The sequence below is a fragment of the Micromonospora sp. NPDC051300 genome (assembly GCF_044455315.1).
GTDB lineage: Bacteria > Actinomycetota > Actinomycetes > Mycobacteriales > Micromonosporaceae > Micromonospora > Micromonospora robiginosa.
Window position 1 is genome coordinate 36,252 of sequence record NZ_JBITEP010000005.1, and the last position, 20,509, is coordinate 56,760.

The following is a 20,509-nucleotide window of genomic DNA, read 5'->3' on the forward strand; positions in this document are numbered from 1 at the left end:
CCCACGTACGGAGTAGATGATGTCCACGTCCGCAGACAAGGTCGTCGAGGCGCTTCGGGCCTCCCTCAAGGAGACCGGCCGGCTCAAGCAGCTCAACCAGCAGCTCACCGCCGCCGCCCGGGAGCCGATCGCGATCGTCGCGATGTCCTGCCGCTACCCGGGCGGGGTGTCCACCCCGGAGCAGTTGTGGGAGCTGGTGGACGCCGGCGGCGACGCGATCGGCGGTTTCCCCACCGACCGGGGCTGGGACCTGGCCAACCTCTACGACCCGTCCGCCGACCGGGTCGGCCGCTCCACCACCCAGCAGGGCGGCTTCCTCTACGACGCGGCCGGCTTCGACGCCGAGTTCTTCGGCATCAGCCCCCGTGAGGCCCTCGCGATGGACCCGCAGCAGCGGCTGCTGCTGGAGACCTCGTGGGAGGCGTTCGAGACCGCCGGCATCGCCCCCTCGTCGGTACGCGGCCAGAAGGTCGGCGTGTTCGTCGGCACCGCCGCCAACGGCTACGGCGCCGCCGCCGACGGCGGCGCGACGGACGCCGACGAGGGCTACCTGCTCACCGGCACCGTCACCAGCGTGGTCTCCGGGCGGATCGCGTACGCGCTCGGGCTGGAGGGGCCGGCCGTCACGGTGGACACCGCCTGCTCCTCGTCGCTCGTCGCGCTGCACCTGGCCGCGCAGGCGCTGCGCGCCGGCGAGTTCGACCTGGCGCTTGCCGGCGGCGTGACGGTGATGGCCAGCCCCAGCGCGTTCGTCGGCTTCTCCCGCCAGCGGGGACTCGCCTCCGACGGGCGGTGCAAGTCGTTCGCCGGCGCCGCCGACGGCACCGGCTGGGCCGAGGGCGTCGGCCTGCTGCTCGTCGAACGGCTCGCCGACGCCCGCCGCAACGGCCACCCGGTGCTCGCGGTGCTGCGCGGCAGCGCGATCAACCAGGACGGCGCGTCGAACGGGCTCACCGCCCCCAACGGCCCCTCCCAGCAGCGGGTCATCCGGCAGGCGCTGAGCAACGCCCGGCTGGACACCGGTGACGTGGACGCGGTCGAGGCGCACGGCACCGGCACCACGCTCGGCGACCCGATCGAGGCGCAGGCGCTGCTGGCCACGTACGGGCGGGACCGCGACGGCGACCCGCTCTGGCTCGGCTCGATCAAGTCGAACCTGGGCCACAGCCAGTCCGCCGCCGGCGTCGCGGGCGTGATCAAGATGGTGCAGGCCATCCGGCACGGCCGGCTGCCCGCCACGCTGCACGTCGACACGCCGTCGCCGCACATCGACTGGACCGCCGGCGCGGTGGAGCTGCTCACCGAGGCCCGGAGCTGGCCCGAGGTGGACCGGCCGCGCCGCGCCGCGATCTCCTCGTTCGGCATCTCCGGCACCAACGCCCACGTCATCGTGGAGCAGGCCGACCCGACGCCCGCCCCGGCGGCCGACACCGACCGGCCGGCCCTGGTCGCCGGCGCCGCCACCGTGTGGCCGCTCTCCGCCCGCTCCGCCGACGCGCTGCGCGAGCAGGCCGCCCGGCTGGCCCGCCACGTCCGCGACCACGCCGACCTCGACCCGGCGCGGCTGGCCTGGTCGCTGGCCACCACCCGGTCGGTGTTCGAGCACCGGGCGGCCGTGGTCGCCGCCGACCCCGACCAGCTCCTCGCCGGCCTGGACGCGGTCGCCGCCGGCACCCCCGCCGCCACCGTCGTCACCGGCCAGGCCGGCGAGCCGGGGGAGGGACCGGTCTGGGTGTTCCCCGGCCAGGGCGCCCAGCACGCCGCCATGGCCGCCGAGCTGATCGGCGCCGCGCCGGTCTTCGACGAGGCGCTCGCCGAGTGCCAGGCCGAACTGGACCGCTGGCTCGACGTCGACGTGGTCGCCGTGCTCACCGGCGCCGACACCTCGTGGCTGACCCGCTCCGAGATCGCCCAGCCGGCGCTGTTCGCGGTCGGCGTGGCGCTGGCCCGGCTGTGGCGGCACGCCGGGATGAGCCCGCGCGCCGTCATCGGCCACTCCCAGGGCGAGATCGTCGCCGCCCACGTGGCCGGCGCGCTCACCCTCGCCGACGCGGCCCGGGTGCTCGCGCTGCGCCTGCGGGCGCTGGCCGACGTCGCCGGCACCGGCGCCATGGCCGCCGTCGACCTGCCCGCCGCCGAGCTGGCCGCCCGGCTGCCCGAGGGCGTCACCGTCTCGGTGGTCAACGGACCCGCCACCACCGCCGTGGCCGGACCGTCGCAGGCCGTCGCCGACCTGATCGCCACGCTTGTCGCCGAGGGGGTACGGGCCCGGCCGGTGGCCGTCGACTACGCGTCGCACTCGCCGGCCGTGGCACCGGTCGCCGACCGGCTCCGCACCGAACTGGCCGGGCTGACCCCGCGCGCCGGCGAGATGCCGATCATCTCCACGGTCACCGGCGACCGGATCGACGGCGCCCGCCTCGACGCCGACCACTGGGCCGACAACCTGCGCCTGCCGGTGCTCTTCGACACCGCCGTGCGGACCGCGATCGACGCCGGGCACACCGACTTCGTCGAGGTGTCCCCGCACCCGGTGCTCACCATGTCGATCGCGGCCATCCTGGACGACACCGGCACCACCGGCCGGGCGCTGTCCACGCTACGACGCGGCGAGGACGCCCGGCTGCGGCTGCTGACCAGCATCGCCCACGCCCACGCGCACGGCCTGCCGGTGGACCTGGCCCGGGTCCTCGCCCCCGCGCCGGTGCTCACCGGCCTGCCCACGTACGCGTTCCAGCGGCGCCGCTACTGGCCGGAGCGGATCGCGGCGAGCGCCGCCGGCCCGGTCGGCCCGGACGTCGTCGACGTGGAGTTCTGGTCGGCGGTGGAACGCGCCGACGTCGCCGCGCTCACCACCGGCGACGCCGACCCGGAGGTGCTCGCCCCGGCGCTGCCGCTGCTGTCGTCCTGGCGCCGCGCCCGGCTCCAGCGGGCCGTGCTGGACGGCTGGTCGTACCGCGTGGTGTGGCAGCCGGCCGCCGCCGGTGGCGGCCCGGCCGCCGCCGACCTCCTGGTGGTGTCGCCGGCCGGCGACGAGCGGGTCGACGCCTGGTCGGCGGGGCTCGCCGCCGCGCTGCCCGACGGGTCGACGCTGCGCACGCTGACCGTGGACCCGGTCCATGCGACCCGCGCCGAGCTGGCCGCCTCGCTCACCGACGAGCCGACCGCGATCGTGTCCCTGCTCGGGCTCGCCGACGCCGACCACCCGGGCCACCCCGGCATCTCCACCGGCCTGGTCGCCACCACCCGGCTGGTGCAGGCCGCCCAGGACGCCGGCCGTGCCGCGCCGCTGTGGTGCGTCACCCGGGGCGGGGTGGGCACCGGGCCGGCCGAACCGGTCGCCAGCGCCGCCCAGGCCGCGCTCTGGGGCCTGGCCCGGGTGATCGGCCTGGAACACCCCCGGCAGTGGGGCGGCGTGCTCGACCTGCCCGCCGCGCCCGACGCCGCCACCTGGGCCGAGGTCGCCCGCGTCCTCACCGGCGGCGGCGACGAGGACCAGTTCGCGGTCCGCCCCTACGGCACGTTCGTCCGCCGGCTGGCCCGCACCACCGCGCGGACCGCCGGGCAGCTCACCGGCTGGCAGCCGCGCGGCACCGTGCTGATCACCGGCGGCACCGGCGCGATCGGCGCCCAGGCCGCCCGCTGGCTCGCCGCCAACGGCGCCGAGCATCTGGTGCTCACCAGCCGCCGCGGCCTCGACGCCGACGGCGCCCGCGAGCTGGCCGACGAGCTGACCGCCGACGGGGTACGGGTCAGCGTGGTCGCCTGCGACCTGGCCGACCGGGAGCAGGTCGCCGCGCTGGTCGCCGGCCTGGACGACGTCGCGCCGCTGACCGCCGTGCTGCACGCCGCCGGCATCACCCGGCTCACCGCGCTCGTCGACACCGACCTCGACGTGTTCGACCACGTGACGGCCGGCAAGGTCGCCGGCGCCGTCCACCTGGACGAGCTGCTCGGCGACCGGCAGCTCGACGCGTTCGTGCTGTTCGCCTCCATCTCCGGCGTGTGGGGCAGCGGCGGCCAGGGCGCGTACGCGGCGGCGAACGCCCACCTAGACGCGCTCGCCGAGCAGCGCCGCGCCCGGGGACTGGCCGCCACCTCGATCTCCTGGGGCGCCTGGGCCGAGGGTGGGATGGCCACCACCGAGGAGGCGCAACGGCTGCTCAGTCGGCGCGGCCTCAACCCGATGCAGCCGGCCGCCGCGCTGCTGGCCCTGCGTCGGGCCGTCGAGCACGGTGAGACCACGCTCGTCGTGGCGGACGTGGACTGGGCCCAGTTCGCGCCCGCGTACGCCTCCGCCCGGCCCCGGCCGCTGCTTGCCGACATCCCGGAGGCCCGCGACGCGCTGGCCGAACGTCCCGCCGAGGACGTCGACGACCGGGCCGCCGGACTGCGCCGGCACCTGCTCGACCTGCCGCTCGCCGACCGGGAACGCCGCCTCACCGACCTGGTCCGCGACCACGCCGCCGCGGTGCTCGGCCACGCCGGCAGCGACGCGGTACGCCCCCGGCGCGCGTTCCGCGACCTCGGCTTCGACTCGCTGACCGCGGTGGAGCTGCGTAACCAGCTCACCGCCGCCACCGGGCTGTCGCTGCCCACCACCGTCATCTTCGACTACCCCAGCCCGGCCGTGCTCGCCGGTCAGCTCGCCACGCTGCTGCGGCTGCCCGAGGCCGGCGACGCCGCCGCCGACGCCCCCGCCGGCCCGGCGACCGCCGACGAGCCGATCGCGATCGTCGGCATGAGCTGCCGCTACCCGGGCGGCGTCAGCGACCCCGACGGGCTGTGGGAGCTGGTCGCCGAGGGCCGCGACGGCATCACCGAGTTCCGCACCGACCGGGACTGGGACCTCGACCGGCTCTTCGCCGACGACCCGGACGCCCCGGGCCGCTCGTTCACCCGCCACGGCGGATTCATCGACCGGGCCACCGAGTTCGACCCGGACTTCTTCGGCATCAGCCCGCGCGAGGCGCTCGCGATGGACCCGCAGCAGCGGCTGCTGCTGGAGGCCACCTGGGAGGCGTTCGAGCAGGCCGCGCTCGCCCCGGACGCGCTGCACGGCACCTCCACAGGCGTGTTCGTCGGCGCGTCCCCGTCCGGCTACGGCGCCGGCGACGAGACCCGCGACCTGGACGGCTACCGGCTGACCGGTGGCGCGCACAGCGTCATCTCCGGCCGGGTCGCCTACACGTTCGGGTTGGAGGGCCCGGCGGTCACCGTGGACACCGCCTGCTCGTCGTCGCTCGTCGCGCTGCACCTGGCCGTGCAGTCGCTGCGCGCCGGCGAGTGCGACCTGGCGCTCGCCGGTGGCGTGAACGTGCTGGTCACCCCCGGCGCGTTCGTCGAGTTCACCCGCCAGGGCGGGCTGGCCGCCGACGGCCGCTGCCGGTCGTTCGCCGCGTCCGCCGACGGCACCGGGTGGTCCGAGGGCGTCGGCGTGCTGGTGGTGGAGCGGCTGTCCGACGCCCGCCGCAACGGCCACCGGGTGCTCGCCGTGGTCCGCGGCTCCGCGGTCAACCAGGACGGCGCGTCCAACGGCCTCACCGCCCCGAACGGGCCGTCCCAGCAGCGGGTCATCCGGGCCGCGCTCGCCGCCGCCGGGCTGGGCACCGGCGACGTGGACGCCGTCGAGGCGCACGGCACCGCCACCACGCTCGGCGACCCGATCGAGGCACAGGCGCTGCTGGCCACGTACGGGCGGGAGCGGGCCGGCGAGCCGCTGTGGCTGGGCTCGATCAAGTCGAACATCGGGCACAGCCAGGCCGCCGCCGGCGTCGCCGGGGTGATCAAGATGGTGCAGGCGATGCGGCACGGCGTGCTGCCCCGCACGCTGCACGTGGACGCGCCGACCCCGCACGTCGACTGGTCGGCCGGCGCGGTGGAACTGCTCACCGAGGCTCGGCCGTGGCCGGCGGTGGACCGGCCCCGCCGGGCGGCGGTCTCCTCGTTCGGCGTCAGCGGCACCAACGCCCACATCGTCATCGAGCAGCCGCCGGCCGCCGAGCCCGAGGTGACCGACACTCCCGCGCCGCCGCTGGCGCCGGTGCTGCTGTCCGCGCGCGGCGACGGCGGGCTGGCCCGGCAGGCGGCCCGCTGGGCCGACGCGTTCGCCGCGCCGGGCCGACCCGACCTGACCGACGCCGCCCGGACGTCGCTGACCGCGCGGACCCCGCTGGAGCACCGCGCGGTGCTTCTCGCCGCCGACCCCGACGAGCTGGTCGCCGGGCTGCGCGCGCTCGCCGCCGGCGCCCCCGCCGAGAACCTGGTCACCGGCCGCGCCACCGACCGGCAGGCGGTGGCGGTGCTGTTCTCCGGTCAGGGCGCGCAGCGCGCCGGCATGGGTCGGGAGTTGTCCGAGGCGTTCCCGGCGTTCGCGTCCGTGTTGGACGAGGTGTGTGGGCAGCTCGATCCGTTGCTGTCGCGGCCGTTGAAGCCGGTGCTGTTCGGTGACGGTGATCTGCTGGATCGGACCGAGTTCACGCAGGCGGGGTTGTTCGCGGTCGAGGTGGCGTTGTTCCGTCTGGTGGAGTCGTTCGGCGTGAGCCCGGACTTCGTGGGTGGGCATTCGATCGGTGAGATCGCCGCCGCGCACGTGGCGGGGGTGTTGTCGCTGCCGGACGCGTGCGCCCTGGTCGCGGCGCGGGGCCGGTTGATGCAGGCGCTGCCCGAGGGCGGCGGAATGCTGGCGGTCGCGGCGTCGGAGGCCGAGGTGGTCGCGTCGATCGCGGGCCACGCGGATCTCGGGATCGCGGCGGTCAACGGTCCGTCGTCGGTGGTGGTGTCCGGGCCGGTGGACGCGTTGGGCGAGCTGGAGCACGCTTGGCGCGACCGGGGTGTCCGGGTGCGCCGGTTGGCGGTGTCGCATGCGTTCCACAGTCCGTTGATGGAGCCGATGCTCGCCGAGTTCCGCGCCGTCCTGGACGGGTTGGGCTTCGCCGCGCCGAGCCTGCCGATGGTGTCCAACGTGACCGGCGCGCTGGCCGGGGACGAGGTCACCACCGCCGACTACTGGATGCGGCACGTGCGGGAGGCGGTGCGGTTCGCCGACGGTGTGACCGCGCTGCGGGACGCCGGGGTGGACACGTTCCTGGAGGTCGGCCCGCGCGGCGTGCTCACCGCGCTGATCCGCGACACCGCCGGCGACCCGGCCGTGCTCGCCGTCGCCACCCAGCGCGCCGACCGTACCGAGCCCCGCGCGCTGCTCACCGCGCTGGCGGAACTCTTCGCGGGCGGCGCGCACGTCGACTGGACCCCGCTGTTCGCCGGCGCCCCGGCCACCGTGGCCGACCTGCCCACCTACGCGTTCGGCGGCGACCGCTACTGGCTGCGCCCGGCCGGGCCCGCCGCCGACGTCGCCGGCGCCGGCCTCGGCGCCGCCGGCCACCCGCTGCTCACCGCCGCCGTCCGGCTGGCCGGCGAGGACGCCGCCGTGCTCACCGGCCGGCTGTCCCTGTCCACCCAGCCGTGGCTCGCCGACCACCAGGTCGCCGGCGCGGTCCTCGTCCCCGGCACCGCGCTCGTCGAACTCGTGCTGCGCGCCGGCGAGGAGTTCGGCCCCTGCCGGGTCCGCGAGCTGACCGTCGCCGCGCCGCTGGTGCTCCCCGCCCGGGGCGCGGTGCGGGTGCAGGTCCGGGTCGGCCCGCGCGACCACACCGGCTGGCGCACCGTCGCGGTGCACTCGCAGCCCGACGACGACCCCGACGGCGACTGGATCCGCCACGCCGAGGGCCTGCTCACCGCCGCCGCTCCCGCCGACGAGACCGGCCTGGGCGCCTGGCCCCCGCCGCACGCCGTCGAGACCGACCTCACCGGCTGGTACGACGCGCTCGCCGGCCACGGCATGACGTACGGGCCGGCGTTCCAGGGGCTGCGGCGGGCCTGGACGACAGGCGGCGACACGGTCTACGCCGAGGTGACACTGCCGTCCGCCGGCACCGATCCGGCCGGCGGGTTCGGCGTGCACCCGGCGCTGCTCGACGCCGCGCTGCACCCCACCGCGCTGCTGCCCGGTGACGGCACCACCGGCCCGAAGGCGCCGTTCGCGTTCACCGGCGTCCAGGTGCACGCCGTCGGCGCGGACACGCTGCGGGTCCGGCTCACCCGGGCCGGCGCCGCGGTGCGGCTGCTCGCCGTCGACCACACCGACCGGCCCGTCGTCACCGTCGACGCGCTGGTGCTGCGCGAGCTGACCGGCGTCACGCCGCCGGCCGCCACCCGCGCCGCCCGGTCGCTGTTCCGGGTCGCCTGGCCGGCCGAACCGCTCACCCCGGTCCCGCCGCCCGTCACGGCGGTGCTCGGCGCGCCGCTGTCCGCCCTGCCCGACGCCGCCGCCCACCCGGACGTGGCCGCGCTGGTGGCCGCTGGCGGCGTACCCCCGCTGGTGCTGCTGCCGGTGCCGCCGGCCGGGCCGACGCCGGACGCGGTCCGGGCCGCCACCACAGGCGTGCTCACCACGCTGCGCGACTGGCTGACCGCCGACGCGACCGCCGACGCGCGGCTCGTCGTGGTCACCCGCGACGCGATGCCCGCCGCGCCCGACGACCCGGCCACCGACCTGGCCGGCGCCGCCGTCTGGGGTCTGGTCCGCTCCGCCCAGTCCGAGCACCCCGGCCGGATCGTCCTGGCCGACCTCGACCGGGACCTCGACGCCGGCGTGCTGGCGCTGCTCGCGGCCGCCGCCGACGACCCGGCCGCGGCGCAGCTCGCGGTCCGCGGCGACACCATCCACACCCCCCGGCTGGTACGCGCCGACACTCCGCCCGCGGCCGGCCCGGCGACCCGCGGCGGCACCGTCCTGGTCACCGGCGGCACCGGCGCGCTCGGCGCGCTGCTCGCCCGGCACCTGGTCGCCGACCGGGGCGTGGACTCGCTGGCCCTGGTCAGCCGGCGCGGACCCGACGCCGACGGCGCCGCCGAGCTGGCCGGCGAGCTGACCGCGCTGGGCGCCCACGTGCGGGTGCTGGCCTGCGACGTCACCGACCGCGACGCGGTCGACCGGCTGGTCGCCGACCTCACCGCCGCCGGCCGGCTCGCCGGGATCGTGCACACCGCCGGCGTGCTCGACGACGCCGTCATCACCGGCACCGACGCCGACCGGCTTGCCCGGGTGCTCGCGCCCAAGGTGGACGCCGCCTGGCACCTGCACGAGGCCACCGCCGGCCTCGACCTCGACCTGTTCGTCACCTACTCGTCGATCGCCGGCGTGCTCGGTTCCCCCGGTCAGGGCGCGTACGCGGCCGCGAACGCCTACCTCGACGCGCTCGCCGTCCACCGCCGCGCCGAGGGCCGGCCCGCGCACGCGCTGGCCTGGGGCATGTGGGACACCGACGGGATGGCCGCCGGCCTCGACGACGCCGACCGCTCCCGGGTCACCCGCGCCGGGCTCGGCGTGATCACCGCGGCGGTGGGCGTGGCGCTCTTCGACGCCGCCCTGGCCGGCGACACCGCCGCGCTCGTGCCGGCCGTGCTCGACCTGCCGGCGCTGCGCGCCGCCGCCGGCGTACCCCCGATCCTGCGGGCCCTGGCCGGCGCGCCCGCCCGGCGGCAGGCCGGCGCGGCGGCCGACGGGTGGGCCGGCCGGCTCGCGGCGATGCCCGCCGACGAGGCCCGCGCCGAGGTGGGCCTGTTGGTGCGCGGCCTGGTCGCGCAGGTGCTCGGCCACGGCGGCGCGGACGCGGTGCCGGCCGACCGGGCGTTCCAGGAACTCGGCTTCGACTCGCTGACCGCGGTGGACCTGCGCAACCGGGTCAACGCGGCCACCGGGCTGCGGCTGGCGTCCACACTGGTGTTCGACTACCCGACCCCGGCCGCGCTCGCCGGGCACGTGCACGAGCAGCTCACCGGCGCCACCACGGCGACCCGCGCCGACGCGGCCACGGTCACCGGCGTGGACGAGCCGATCGCGATCGTCGGCATGGCCTGCCGCTACCCGGGCGGCGTCGACAGCCCCGAGGCGCTGTGGGAGCTGCTGGCCGCCGACGGCGACGGCGTCGGCGCGTTCCCCACCGACCGGGGCTGGGACCTCGACACCCTGTTCCACCCGGACCCCGACCACCCGGGCACCTCCTACGCCCGCGAGGGCGGCTTCCTCGCCGGCGCCGCCGACTTCGACAACGGCTTCTTCGGCATCAGCCCACGCGAGGCCCTGGCGATGGACCCGCAGCAGCGGCTGCTGCTGGAGGCGTCCTGGGAGACGTTCGAGTCCGCCGGCGTCGACCCGGCCCGGCTGCGCGGCTCCCGCACCGGCGTGTTCGCCGGCCTGATGTACCACGACTACGCCGCCGGGGTGGGGGAGCTGCCCGAGGGTGTGGAGGGCTACCTCGGCACCGGCAACTCCGGCAGCGTGGTGTCCGGTCGGGTGGCGTACACGTTCGGGTTGGAGGGTCCGGCGGTCACCGTGGACACCGCCTGCTCGTCGTCGCTCGTCGCGCTGCACCTCGCCGTGCAGGCGCTGCGCTCCGGCGAGTGCGACCTGGCGTTGGCCGGCGGGGTGACCGTGATGGCCAACCCGGGCACCTTCGTCGAGTTCTCCCGCCAGCGCGGTCTCGCGGCCGACGGCCGGTGCAAGTCGTTCGCCGCGTCCGCCGACGGCACCGGCTGGTCCGAGGGCGTCGGCGTGCTGCTGGTGCAACGCCTCTCCGACGCCCGCCGCGACGGGCGGCGGATCCTCGCCGTGGTCGCCGGCACCGCCGTCAACCAGGACGGCGCGTCGAACGGGCTCACCGCGCCGAACGGTCCGTCGCAGCAGCGGGTGATCCGGCAGGCGCTGGCGAACGCGCGGTTGACCACGTCGGACGTGGACGCGGTGGAGGCGCACGGCACCGGCACCACGCTGGGCGATCCGATCGAGGCGCAGGCGCTGCTGGCCACGTACGGGCAGGACCGGACCGGCGAACCGCTCTGGCTGGGCTCGGTCAAGTCAAACCTGGGCCACACCCAGGCCGCCGCCGGCGCCGCCGGCATCATCAAGATGATCATGGCGATGCGGCACGGCGTACTGCCCCGCACGCTGCACGTCGACGCGCCGTCCCCGCACATCGACTGGGACGCCGGCAATGTCGCCCTGCTCACCGAGGCCCGGCCCTGGCCGCTGTCGCACCGGCCCCGCCGCGCCGCCGTCTCCTCGTTCGGGGTGAGCGGCACCAACGCCCACGTCATCATCGAGGCGCCGCCCGCCGAGCCGGTCCCCGTCACCGCCGCGCCGCCGCGCCGACCCGCGCCGGTGCTGCTCTCCGCCCGCGATCCGGAGGCGCTCGCCGCGCAGGCCGGCCGCTGGGCCCGCCGGCTGGCCGCCGACGAAGCCGCCCGGCCGGTCGATGTCGGCTGGTCGTCCGTCGCCGGCCGCGCCGTCCTCGACCACCGCGCCGTCGTCGTCGCCACCGACCGCGACGACCTGCTCGCCGGGCTGCGCGCGCTCGCCGACGGCACGCCGGCCGGCGCCGTGCACACCGGTACGGCGACCACCCGGGGCCGGCTCGCGATCCTCTTCTCCGGGCAGGGCGCGCAGCGCGCCGGCATGGGCCGCGAGCTGTCCGACGCGTTTCCGGTCTTCGCCGCCGCGTTGGACGAGGTGTGCGCGCAGCTCGACCCGCTGCTGCCGGAGCCGCTGAAGCCGGTGCTGTTCGGCGACGGCGACCTGCTCGACCAGACCCGGTTCACCCAGGCCGGGCTGTTCGCGGTCGAGGTGGCGCTGTTCCGGCTCGTCGAGTCGTTCGGCGTCACCCCGGACGTCGTCGGCGGCCACTCGATCGGCGAGGTCACCGCCGCGTACGTGGCCGGCGTGTTGTCGCTGCCGGACGCGTGCGCGCTGGTCGCCGCGCGCGGGCGGCTCATGCAGGCGCTGCCGGCCGGCGGCGGGATGCTCGCGGTCGCCGCGCCGGAACCGGACGTCCTGGCCTCCCTCGACGGCGTGCCCGAGGTGGGCGTCGCCGCCGTGAACGGGCCGTCGTCGGTGGTGGTGTCCGGGCCGCTCGACGCGCTGGCCGACGTCGAACGTGGCTGGCACGACCGGGGCGTCCGCACCCGCCGGCTCACCGTGTCGCACGCGTTCCACAGCCCGTTGATGGCGCCGATGCTCGCCGAGTTCCGGGCCGTGCTCGACCGGCTGAGCTTCTCCGCGCCGCTGCTGCCGGTGGTGTCCAACCTGACCGGCGCGCTCGCCGACCCGGCCGAGCTGACCCGCGCCGACTACTGGGTGCGGCACGTCCGTGAGGCGGTCCGCTTCGCCGACGGCATCACCGCGCTGCGCGACGCCGGAGTGGACACCTTCCTGGAGATCGGCCCGCAGAGCGTGCTCACCGCGCTTGCCGGTGACGTCGTGCCCGACGCGCTCGCGGTCGCCGTCCAACGCCGGGACCGCGACGAGACCGCCGCCCTGCTCGCCACGCTGGCCGACCTGCACGTGCACGGCGTGCCGGTCTCCTTCCCGGAGTGGTTCGCCGGGGCCGGCGCGACAGGGGTCGACCTGCCCACGTACGCGTTCCGGCACCAGCGCTACTGGCTGCCCACCGGGCGGCCCCGCCCCGGCGACGTCGGCGGCGCCGGACTCGGCGACGCCGCCCACCCGCTGCTCGCCGCCGCCGTCACCGTGGCCGGCGCCGACATGGTGCTGCTCACCGGCCGGCTGTCGCCGGCCACCCACCCGTGGCTCGCCGACCACGTCGTCGCCGGGACCGTCCTGGTGCCCGGCACCGCGCTCACCGAACTGGCCGTCCGGGCCGGCGACGAGGCCGGCACCCCCCGGGTACGCGACCTCACGCTCACCGCGCCGCTGCCGCTGCCCGCCACCGGCGGCGTGCGGGTGCAGGTCCGCGTCGGCGCCGCCGACGACACCGGCGCCCGGCCGGTGGCCATCCACTCCCAGCCCGACGGCGACGACGGGTGGACCGCCCACGCCGACGGCGTGCTGGAACCCGCCACCGCCGACGAACCGACGCTCGACGCCTGGCCGCCCACCGGACTGACCGAGGTGGACCTGTCCGGCTGGTACCCGGCCCTGGCCGGGCACGGCCTCGCGTACGGGCCGGTGTTCCGGGGCCTACGCCGGCTCTGGACCGGCGACGGCGAGGCGTACGCCGAGGTCGCGCTGCCCGACGAGGCGGCCGGCGAGGCGTCCCGGTTCGGCGTGCACCCGGCGCTGCTCGACGCCGCGCTGCACCCGGTGGGGCTGCTGCTCGCCGGCGACGGCCCGCGCGTGCCGTTCACCGTCGAGGGCCTCCAGGTGCACGCCACCGGGGCCCGCGTCCTGCGGGTGCGGCTCACCCGTACCGGCTCGACCGTCCGTCTGGTGGCGGTGGACACCGCCGGCGCCCCGGTGGTCTCCATCGACACGCTGGCGCTGCGGGAGTTGACCGGCCCCGTCGTGCCGGGCGTCGCGGCCCGGTCCCTGTACACGCTCACCTGGCAGCGGGAGGACGTTCCCGCCACCGACGCGCCGACCGGCTGGGCCGTGCTCACCGCCCCCGGCGAGCAGCCCGAGGACGGGTCGGCGAGCCGGCCGGGCGTGCCGGCGCCGGCCGGGCTGGCGGCGTACCCGAGCGTGGCGGCGCTTGTCGAGGCGGACCTGGCACCCCCGGCGCTGGTCCTGCCGGTGCCCGCCGCCGACCTGCCCACCCCGGACGCGGTGCGCGCGGTCACCACCGACGTGCTGGCCGTCGTGCGGCCCTGGCTGGCCGCCGACGCGCTCGCCGGCGCGCCGCTCGTCGTCCTCACCCGGGGCGCGGTCTCCGTCGGCGACGGCGACCCGGTGACCGACCTGGCCGGCGCCGCCGTGTGGGGCCTGCTGCGCTCGGCGCAGTCCGAGCATCCCGGCCGGATCGTGCTGGCCGACCTCGACGCCGATCCGGACGACCGGACGCTCGCCGTGCTCGCGCACGCGGTCACCGACCCGACCGGCGCCCAACTCGCGGTACGCGACGGCCGGGTCTTCGTGCCCCGCCTGGTCCGCGTCGCGCCCGCCATTGCGGGTGCGGGATCCGCGCAGGCCACGGCGGGCGTCGGTCCCGCGCGGCGAGCCGACGGCCGGGCCGCCACCGGCCACGTGTCGGCGCCGGATGGTGCCGGTGCCGGGACCGGTGCCGGTGGGGTGGGCGGTGCCGGGACGGTGCTGGTCACCGGAGGCACCGGGGCGTTGGGCGCGCTGGTCGCGGAACGGCTGGTGACCGGGCACGGCGTGCGGTCGCTGGTGCTGGTGTCGCGGCAGGGGCCGGCCGCGCCGGGCGCGGACGCGCTGGTCGAGCGGTTGACCGGACTGGGCGCGTCGGTGTCGGTGCTGGCGTGTGACGTGACCGATCGGGATCAGGTGTTCCGGTTGGTGGTGGGTCTGCCGGGCCGGTTGGCCGGGGTGGTGCACACGGCCGGTGTGCTGGACGACGGGGTGGTGTCGTCGATCAGCCCGGAGCGGCTGGCGGCGGTGTTGGCGCCGAAGGCCACGGCGGCGTGGTGGTTGCACGAGGCGACCCGCGACCGTGAGCTGGATCTGTTCGTGGTGTTCTCCTCGGTCGCCGGGGTGCTCGGCTCGCCGGGGCAGGCGGCCTATGCGGCGGGGAACGCGTTCCTGGACGCGCTGGCCGCGCGACGCCGGCAGGACGGGCTGCCCGGCATCAGCCTGGCCTGGGGCATGTGGGACACGGCAGGCATGGCGGCGTCCCTGTCGGAGGGTGAGCGGCAGCGGTCGGCACGCGCCGGGTTGACGCCGATGAGCGTGGCGACCGGCCTGGAGCTGTTCGACGCCGCGCTCGCCGAGGGCCGCCCGGTGCTCGTGCCGGCCGTCCTCGACGTACCGGCGCTGCGGTCCGCGCTCGGCGCCGGCCCGGTGCCGGCCGTGCTGCGGACCCTCGTCGGTCCGACCGCCACCCGGCGGCAGGCCGGCGCGGGCGGCGACTGGGCCGACCGGCTCGCCGGCCTCGACCCGCAGGACGCCCGCGCCGAGGTGGACCTGCTGGTGCGGGGCCTGGTCGCGCAGGTGCTCGGTCACGCCGGGGCCGGCGCGGTGCCGGCCGACCGGGCGTTCCGGGAACTCGGCTTCGACTCGCTGACCGCCGTGGACCTGCGCAACCGGGTCAACGCGGCCACCGGGCTGCGGCTGCCGTCCACGCTTGTCTTCGACCACCCCAGCCCGGCCGCGCTCGCCGAGCACCTCCACGAGCAGATCTCCGGCCGGATCAGCGCCCGCCGCGCGGCGGTGCGGGCCGTCGACACCGACGAGCCGATCGCCATCGTCGGCATGGCCTGCCGCTATCCCGGCGGCGTCGACACCCCCGAGCAGCTCTGGCGACTCCTGGCCGCCGGCCGCGACGGCATCGTCGAGTTCCCCGCCGACCGGGGCTGGGACCTCGACACGCTCTACCACCCGGACCCCGACCACGCCGGCACCTCGTACGCCCGGCACGGCGGCTTCCTCGCCGGCGCCGCCGACTTCGACCCGGACTTCTTCGGCATCTCGCCGCGCGAGGCGGTCGCCATGGACCCGCAGCAGCGGCTGCTGCTGGAGGCGTCCTGGGAGAGCTTCGAGTCCGCCGGGGTCGACCCGGTGGCGCTGCGCGGCTCCCGCACCGGCGTGTTCGCCGGCGTCATGTACCACGACTACGCCTCCCGGCTGGCCGACCTCCCGCCGGACGCCGAGGGCTTCGTCGGCACCGGCACCTCCGCCAGCGTGCTCTCCGGCCGGGTCGCGTACACGTTCGGGCTGGAAGGTCCGGCGGTCACCGTGGACACCGCCTGCTCGTCGTCGCTCGTGGCGCTGCACCTGGCCGGTCAGGCGCTGCGCTCCGGCGAGTGCGACCTGGCGCTCGCCGGCGGCGTGACCGTGATGGCCACGCCCGGCACGTTCGTCGAGTTCTCCCGGCAGCGCGGCCTGTCCCCGGACGGCCACTGCAAGTCGTTCGCCGCGTCCGCCGACGGCACCGGCTGGTCCGAGGGCGTCGGCGTGCTGCTGGTGCAACGCCTCTCCGACGCGCGGCGCGAGGGTCGGCGGATCCTCGCCGTGGTGCGCGCCACGGCGGTCAACTCCGACGGCGCGTCGAACGGGTTGACCGCGCCGAACGGCCCGTCGCAGCAGCGGGTCATCCGGCAGGCCCTGGCGAACGCGCGGCTGACCACTGCGGACGTGGACGCGGTGGAGGCGCACGGCACCGGCACCACGCTCGGCGACCCGATCGAGGCCCAGGCGGTCCTGGCGACCTACGGGCAGGACCGGTCCACCCCGCTGCTGCTCGGCTCCGTGAAGTCCAACCTGGGACACACGCAGGCCGCCGCCGGTGTCGCCGGGATCATCAAGATGGTCCTCGCTATGCGGCACGGGATCATGCCGCCGACCCTGCACGTGGACGAGCCGTCCCCGCACGTGGACTGGTCGGCCGGTGCGGTGGAGCTGGCGACGTCGGCCCGTCCGTGGCCGGCGGTGGACCGGCCGCGTCGGGCGGCGGTGTCGTCGTTCGGCATCTCCGGCACCAACGCCCACGTCATCCTCGAACAACCGACGGACACCGTCCCCACCGGCGCCGAGGAGCCGGACGCGACCGAGCGGCAGGCGCCGGTGCTGCTGTCGGCGCGTACCGACGCCGCGCTCGCCGCCCAGGCCGGCCGGTGGGCGGCCTGGCTGACCGCCGACGAGACGCTCCGCCCGGCCGACGTGGCCTGGTCGTCCGCCACCACCCGGACCCCGCTGGAGCGGCGGGCCGTGCTCGGCGTCACCGACCGCGACGGGCTGCTCGCCGCGCTGCGGGCCCTCGCCGCGGGCGAACCGTCCGGCGCGGTGGTCACCGGCGCCCCCACCCGGCGCGGCCCGCTCGCGGTGCTGTTCTCCGGGCAGGGCGCGCAACGGGCCGGCATGGGCCGGGAACTGTCCGACGCGTTCCCGACGTTCGCGTCCGCCCTGGACGAGGTGTGTCAGCACCTCGACCCGCTGCTGTCGCAGCCGCTGAAGCCGGTGCTGTTCGGCGACGGCGACCTGCTGGACCGGACCGAGTTCACCCAGGCGGGGCTGTTCGCCGTCGAGGTGGCGCTGTTCCGCCTGGTCGAGTCGCTCGGCGTCGTCCCCGACCACGTGGGCGGGCACTCGATCGGCGAGATCACCGCCGCGTACGTGGCCGGGGTGCTGTCGCTGCCGGACGCGTGCACCCTCGTCGCGGCGCGGGGCAGGCTGATGCAGGCGCTGCCGGCCGGCGGCGGGATGCTCGCGGTCGCGGCTCCGGAGGCCGAGGTGGCCGCGTCGATCGCCGGACACCCGACGCTTGGCGTCGCGGCGGTCAACGGCCCGACGGCGACAGTCGTCTCCGGTGACCTCGACGCGCTGGACGAGTTCGACCGCGGGTGGCGGGACCGGGGCGTGCGGACCCGCCGGCTGGCGGTGTCGCACGCGTTCCACAGCCCACTGATGGAGCCGATGCTCGCCGAGTTCCGCACCGTCCTCGACGGGCTGACGTTCGGCGCACCGCTGCTGCCTGTGGTGTCCACCGTGACCGGCGCGCTCGCGGCGGAGGACGACCTGCGCACCCCGGACCACTGGGTGCGGCACGCTCGGGAGGCGGTGCGGTTCGCCGACGGGGTGACCGCGCTGCGCGACGCCGGGGTGGACACGTTCCTGGAGATCGGCCCGCGCAGCGTGCTGACCGCGCTGGCAGCGGAGATCCTGGCGGACCACGACGGTGTGGTCGCGGTGCCGGTGCAGCGCCGGGACCGGGACGAGACCGGCGCGTTGCTGGCCGGGCTGGCCGAGCTGCACGTGCACGGCGTGCCCGTCGACTGGACGCCGTGGTTCGCCGGCATCGGCGCCACCCGCGTCGACCTGCCCACCTACGCGTTCCAGCACCGGCGCTACTGGCCGGCGGCCGGTCGCCGCCGGGGCGACGTGACCGGCGCCGGGCTGAGCGACGCCGCGCACCCGCTGCTCGGCGCCACCGTCGACCTGGCCGGCGACGGCGAGGTGGTCCTCACCGGCCAGATCTCCCTCGCCACCCACCCCTGGCTGGCCGACCACGCGGTCGCCGGGGCCACGCTGCTGCCCGGCGCGGCGCTCGTCGAACTCGCCGTCCGGGCCGGCGACGAGGCCGGCGTACCCCGGCTCCGTGACCTCACCGTCGCCACGCCGCTGGTCCTGCCGGACACCGGTCGCCTGCGCATCCAGGTACGCGTCGACGGTGCCGGAACCCGACGGGCCGTCACCGTCCACTCCCGCCCCGACGACGACCCCGAGGCGGGTTGGACCCGGCACGCCGACGGCGTCCTCGAACCGCCCGTTGCCGAGGAAACTGACACGGTGGTCTGGCCGCCGGCCGGCGCGACCGAGGTCGACCTGACCGGCTGGTACGACACGCTCGCCGCGCACGACCTGACGTACGGGCCGGCGTTCCGGGGCCTGCGCCGTGCCTGGACCGGCGACGGCGAGGCGTACGCCGAGATCGCCCTGCCGGACGACGTGGCCGCCGACGCGGCCCGGTTCGCGCTCCACCCGGCGTTGCTGGACGCCGCGCTGCACCCGATCGGGCTGCTGCCCGACGGCGCGGCAGCCGGTCCCCGGGTGCCGTTCGCGTTCGGGGGCGTGCAGGTGCACGCCGCCGGCGCCACCGTGCTCCGGGTTCGACTGTCCCGCTCCGGCGACGCGGTCCGGCTGACCGCCACCGACGAGGCCGGCGCCCCCGTCGTGTCGGTGGACTCGCTGGTCCTGCGCGAGATGGCCCGGCCCGGCGCCGCCACCCGCCCCCTGTACGAGGTGCGCTGGCAGCCCGTGGAGACGCCTGCCGGTCAGGTGTCCGGCTGGGCCACGCTCGGCGCGACTGTCGACGGGCTCCCGTCGTACCAGGACGTGCCGGCCGCCGCCGGGCCGGACGCGCCAGACGTCCTTGTGCTGCCGGTGGCCGCGCCGTCCGGCCCGGACCTGCCGCAGGCGGTCCGCGCGGCGGTGACGGACGTGCTGGCGGTGGTGCAGGCGTGGCTGGCGGCGGAGTCGCTCGCGGAGTCGCGGTTGGTGGTGACGACGCGGGGCGCGGTGGCCGTGGCGGACGGGGATCGGGTGACCGACCTGGCGGGCGCGGCGGTGTGGGGTCTGCTGCGGTCGGCGCAGTCGGAGCATCCGGAGCGGATCGTGGTGGCCGATCTGGATCGCGACGTGGATGCCGCGGCGCTGTCGGTGCTCGCCGGCGTGCTCGGTGACCCGGCGGGCACCGGCGGGCAGGTGGCGGTACGCGGCGAGGTGGTGTCGACGCCGCGCCTGGTGCGCGCCGCGCCCGCCACGACGGACCCCCGGTCCGCGCCGCAGGCCGCCGGTCGGACCGCCGCCGACGACGCGTCGGCGCGAGACAGCGCCGATGCCGGTGGGGTGGTCGGGGCCGGGACGGTGCTGGTGACCGGTGGTACCGGGGCCCTCGGCGCGCTGGTCGCGGAGCATCTGGTGACCGGTCATGGGGTGCGGTCGTTGGTGTTGGTGTCGCGGCAGGGTCCGGCCGCGCCCGGTGCGGACGCGTTGGTGGAGCGGTTGTCCGGGCTGGGCGCGTCGGTGTCGGTGGTGGCGTGTGACGTGACCGATCGGGATCAGGTCGTCAGCCTGGTTTCGGGGGTGGAAGGCCGGCTGGCCGGTGTGGTGCACACGGCTGGTGTGTTGGACGACGGTGTGGTGTCGTCGATCAGTCCGGAGCGGTTGGCGAACGTGCTCGGGCCGAAGGTGGCCGCCGGGTGGTGGTTGCACGAGGCGACCCGGGACCGTGAGATGGACCTGTTCGTGGTGTTCTCGTCCGTCGCCGGGGTGCTCGGCTCACCAGGGCAGGCCGCGTACGCGGCGGGGAACACGTTCCTGGACGCGCTGGCGGTGCACCGTCGGTCGACGGGCCTGCCGGCGGTGTCGTTGGCGTGGGGCATGTGGGACACCGCCGGCATGGCGGCGTCGCTGTCGGAGGGTGAGCGGCAGCGGTCGGCGCGCGCCGGGCTGACGCCGATGAGCGTGGCGACCGGCCTGGAGCTGTTCGACGCCGCCCTGGCCGCCGGTCGACCGCAGCTCGTGCCGACCGTGATCGACGTGCCGGCGCTGCGCGCGGCGGCCGCCGCCGCGCCCGTACCGGCGATGCTTGCCACGCTCGTCGGCCGCCCCGCCGGCCGGCGGGTGGCCGCGACAGGTGGTTGGGCCGGCCGGCTCGCCCGGCTCACCGACGACGAGGCCCGTGCCGAGGTGGACCTGTTGGTGCGCGGCCTGGTCGCGCAGGTGCTCGGTCACGCCGGCGCCGGCGCGGTGCCGGCCGACCGGGCGTTCCAGGAGTTGGGCTTCGACTCGTTGACGGCGGTGGACCTGCGCAACCGGGTCAACGCGGCCACCGGGCTGCGGCTGGCGTCCACGCTGGTGTTCGACTACCCGACCCCGGCCGCGCTCGCCGGACAGGTCTGGTCCGAACTGGCCGGAAACCGGCCGGACCCGGCCGCCGCGCCGGCCGCCGCCACGACCGGCCTGGACGAGCCGGTGGCCATCGTCGGCATGGCGTGCCGCTATCCGGGCGGGGTGGAGAACCCGGAGCAGCTCTGGGAG

General features: G+C 77.0%; 1 protein-coding gene (running past one end of the window). It reads left to right on the forward strand.

Features of this window, described 5'->3' with window-relative positions:
- Positions 1–19: 19 nt before the first annotated feature.
- Positions 20–20,509, forward strand: partial view of a type I polyketide synthase gene (locus ACIA5A_RS07845; RefSeq protein ID WP_396757760.1) — the 5' portion only. Its footprint extends 9,240 nt past the window's final position; only the first 20,490 of its 29,730 coding nucleotides appear in the window; its start codon is at positions 20–22; its stop codon lies beyond the right edge, outside the window.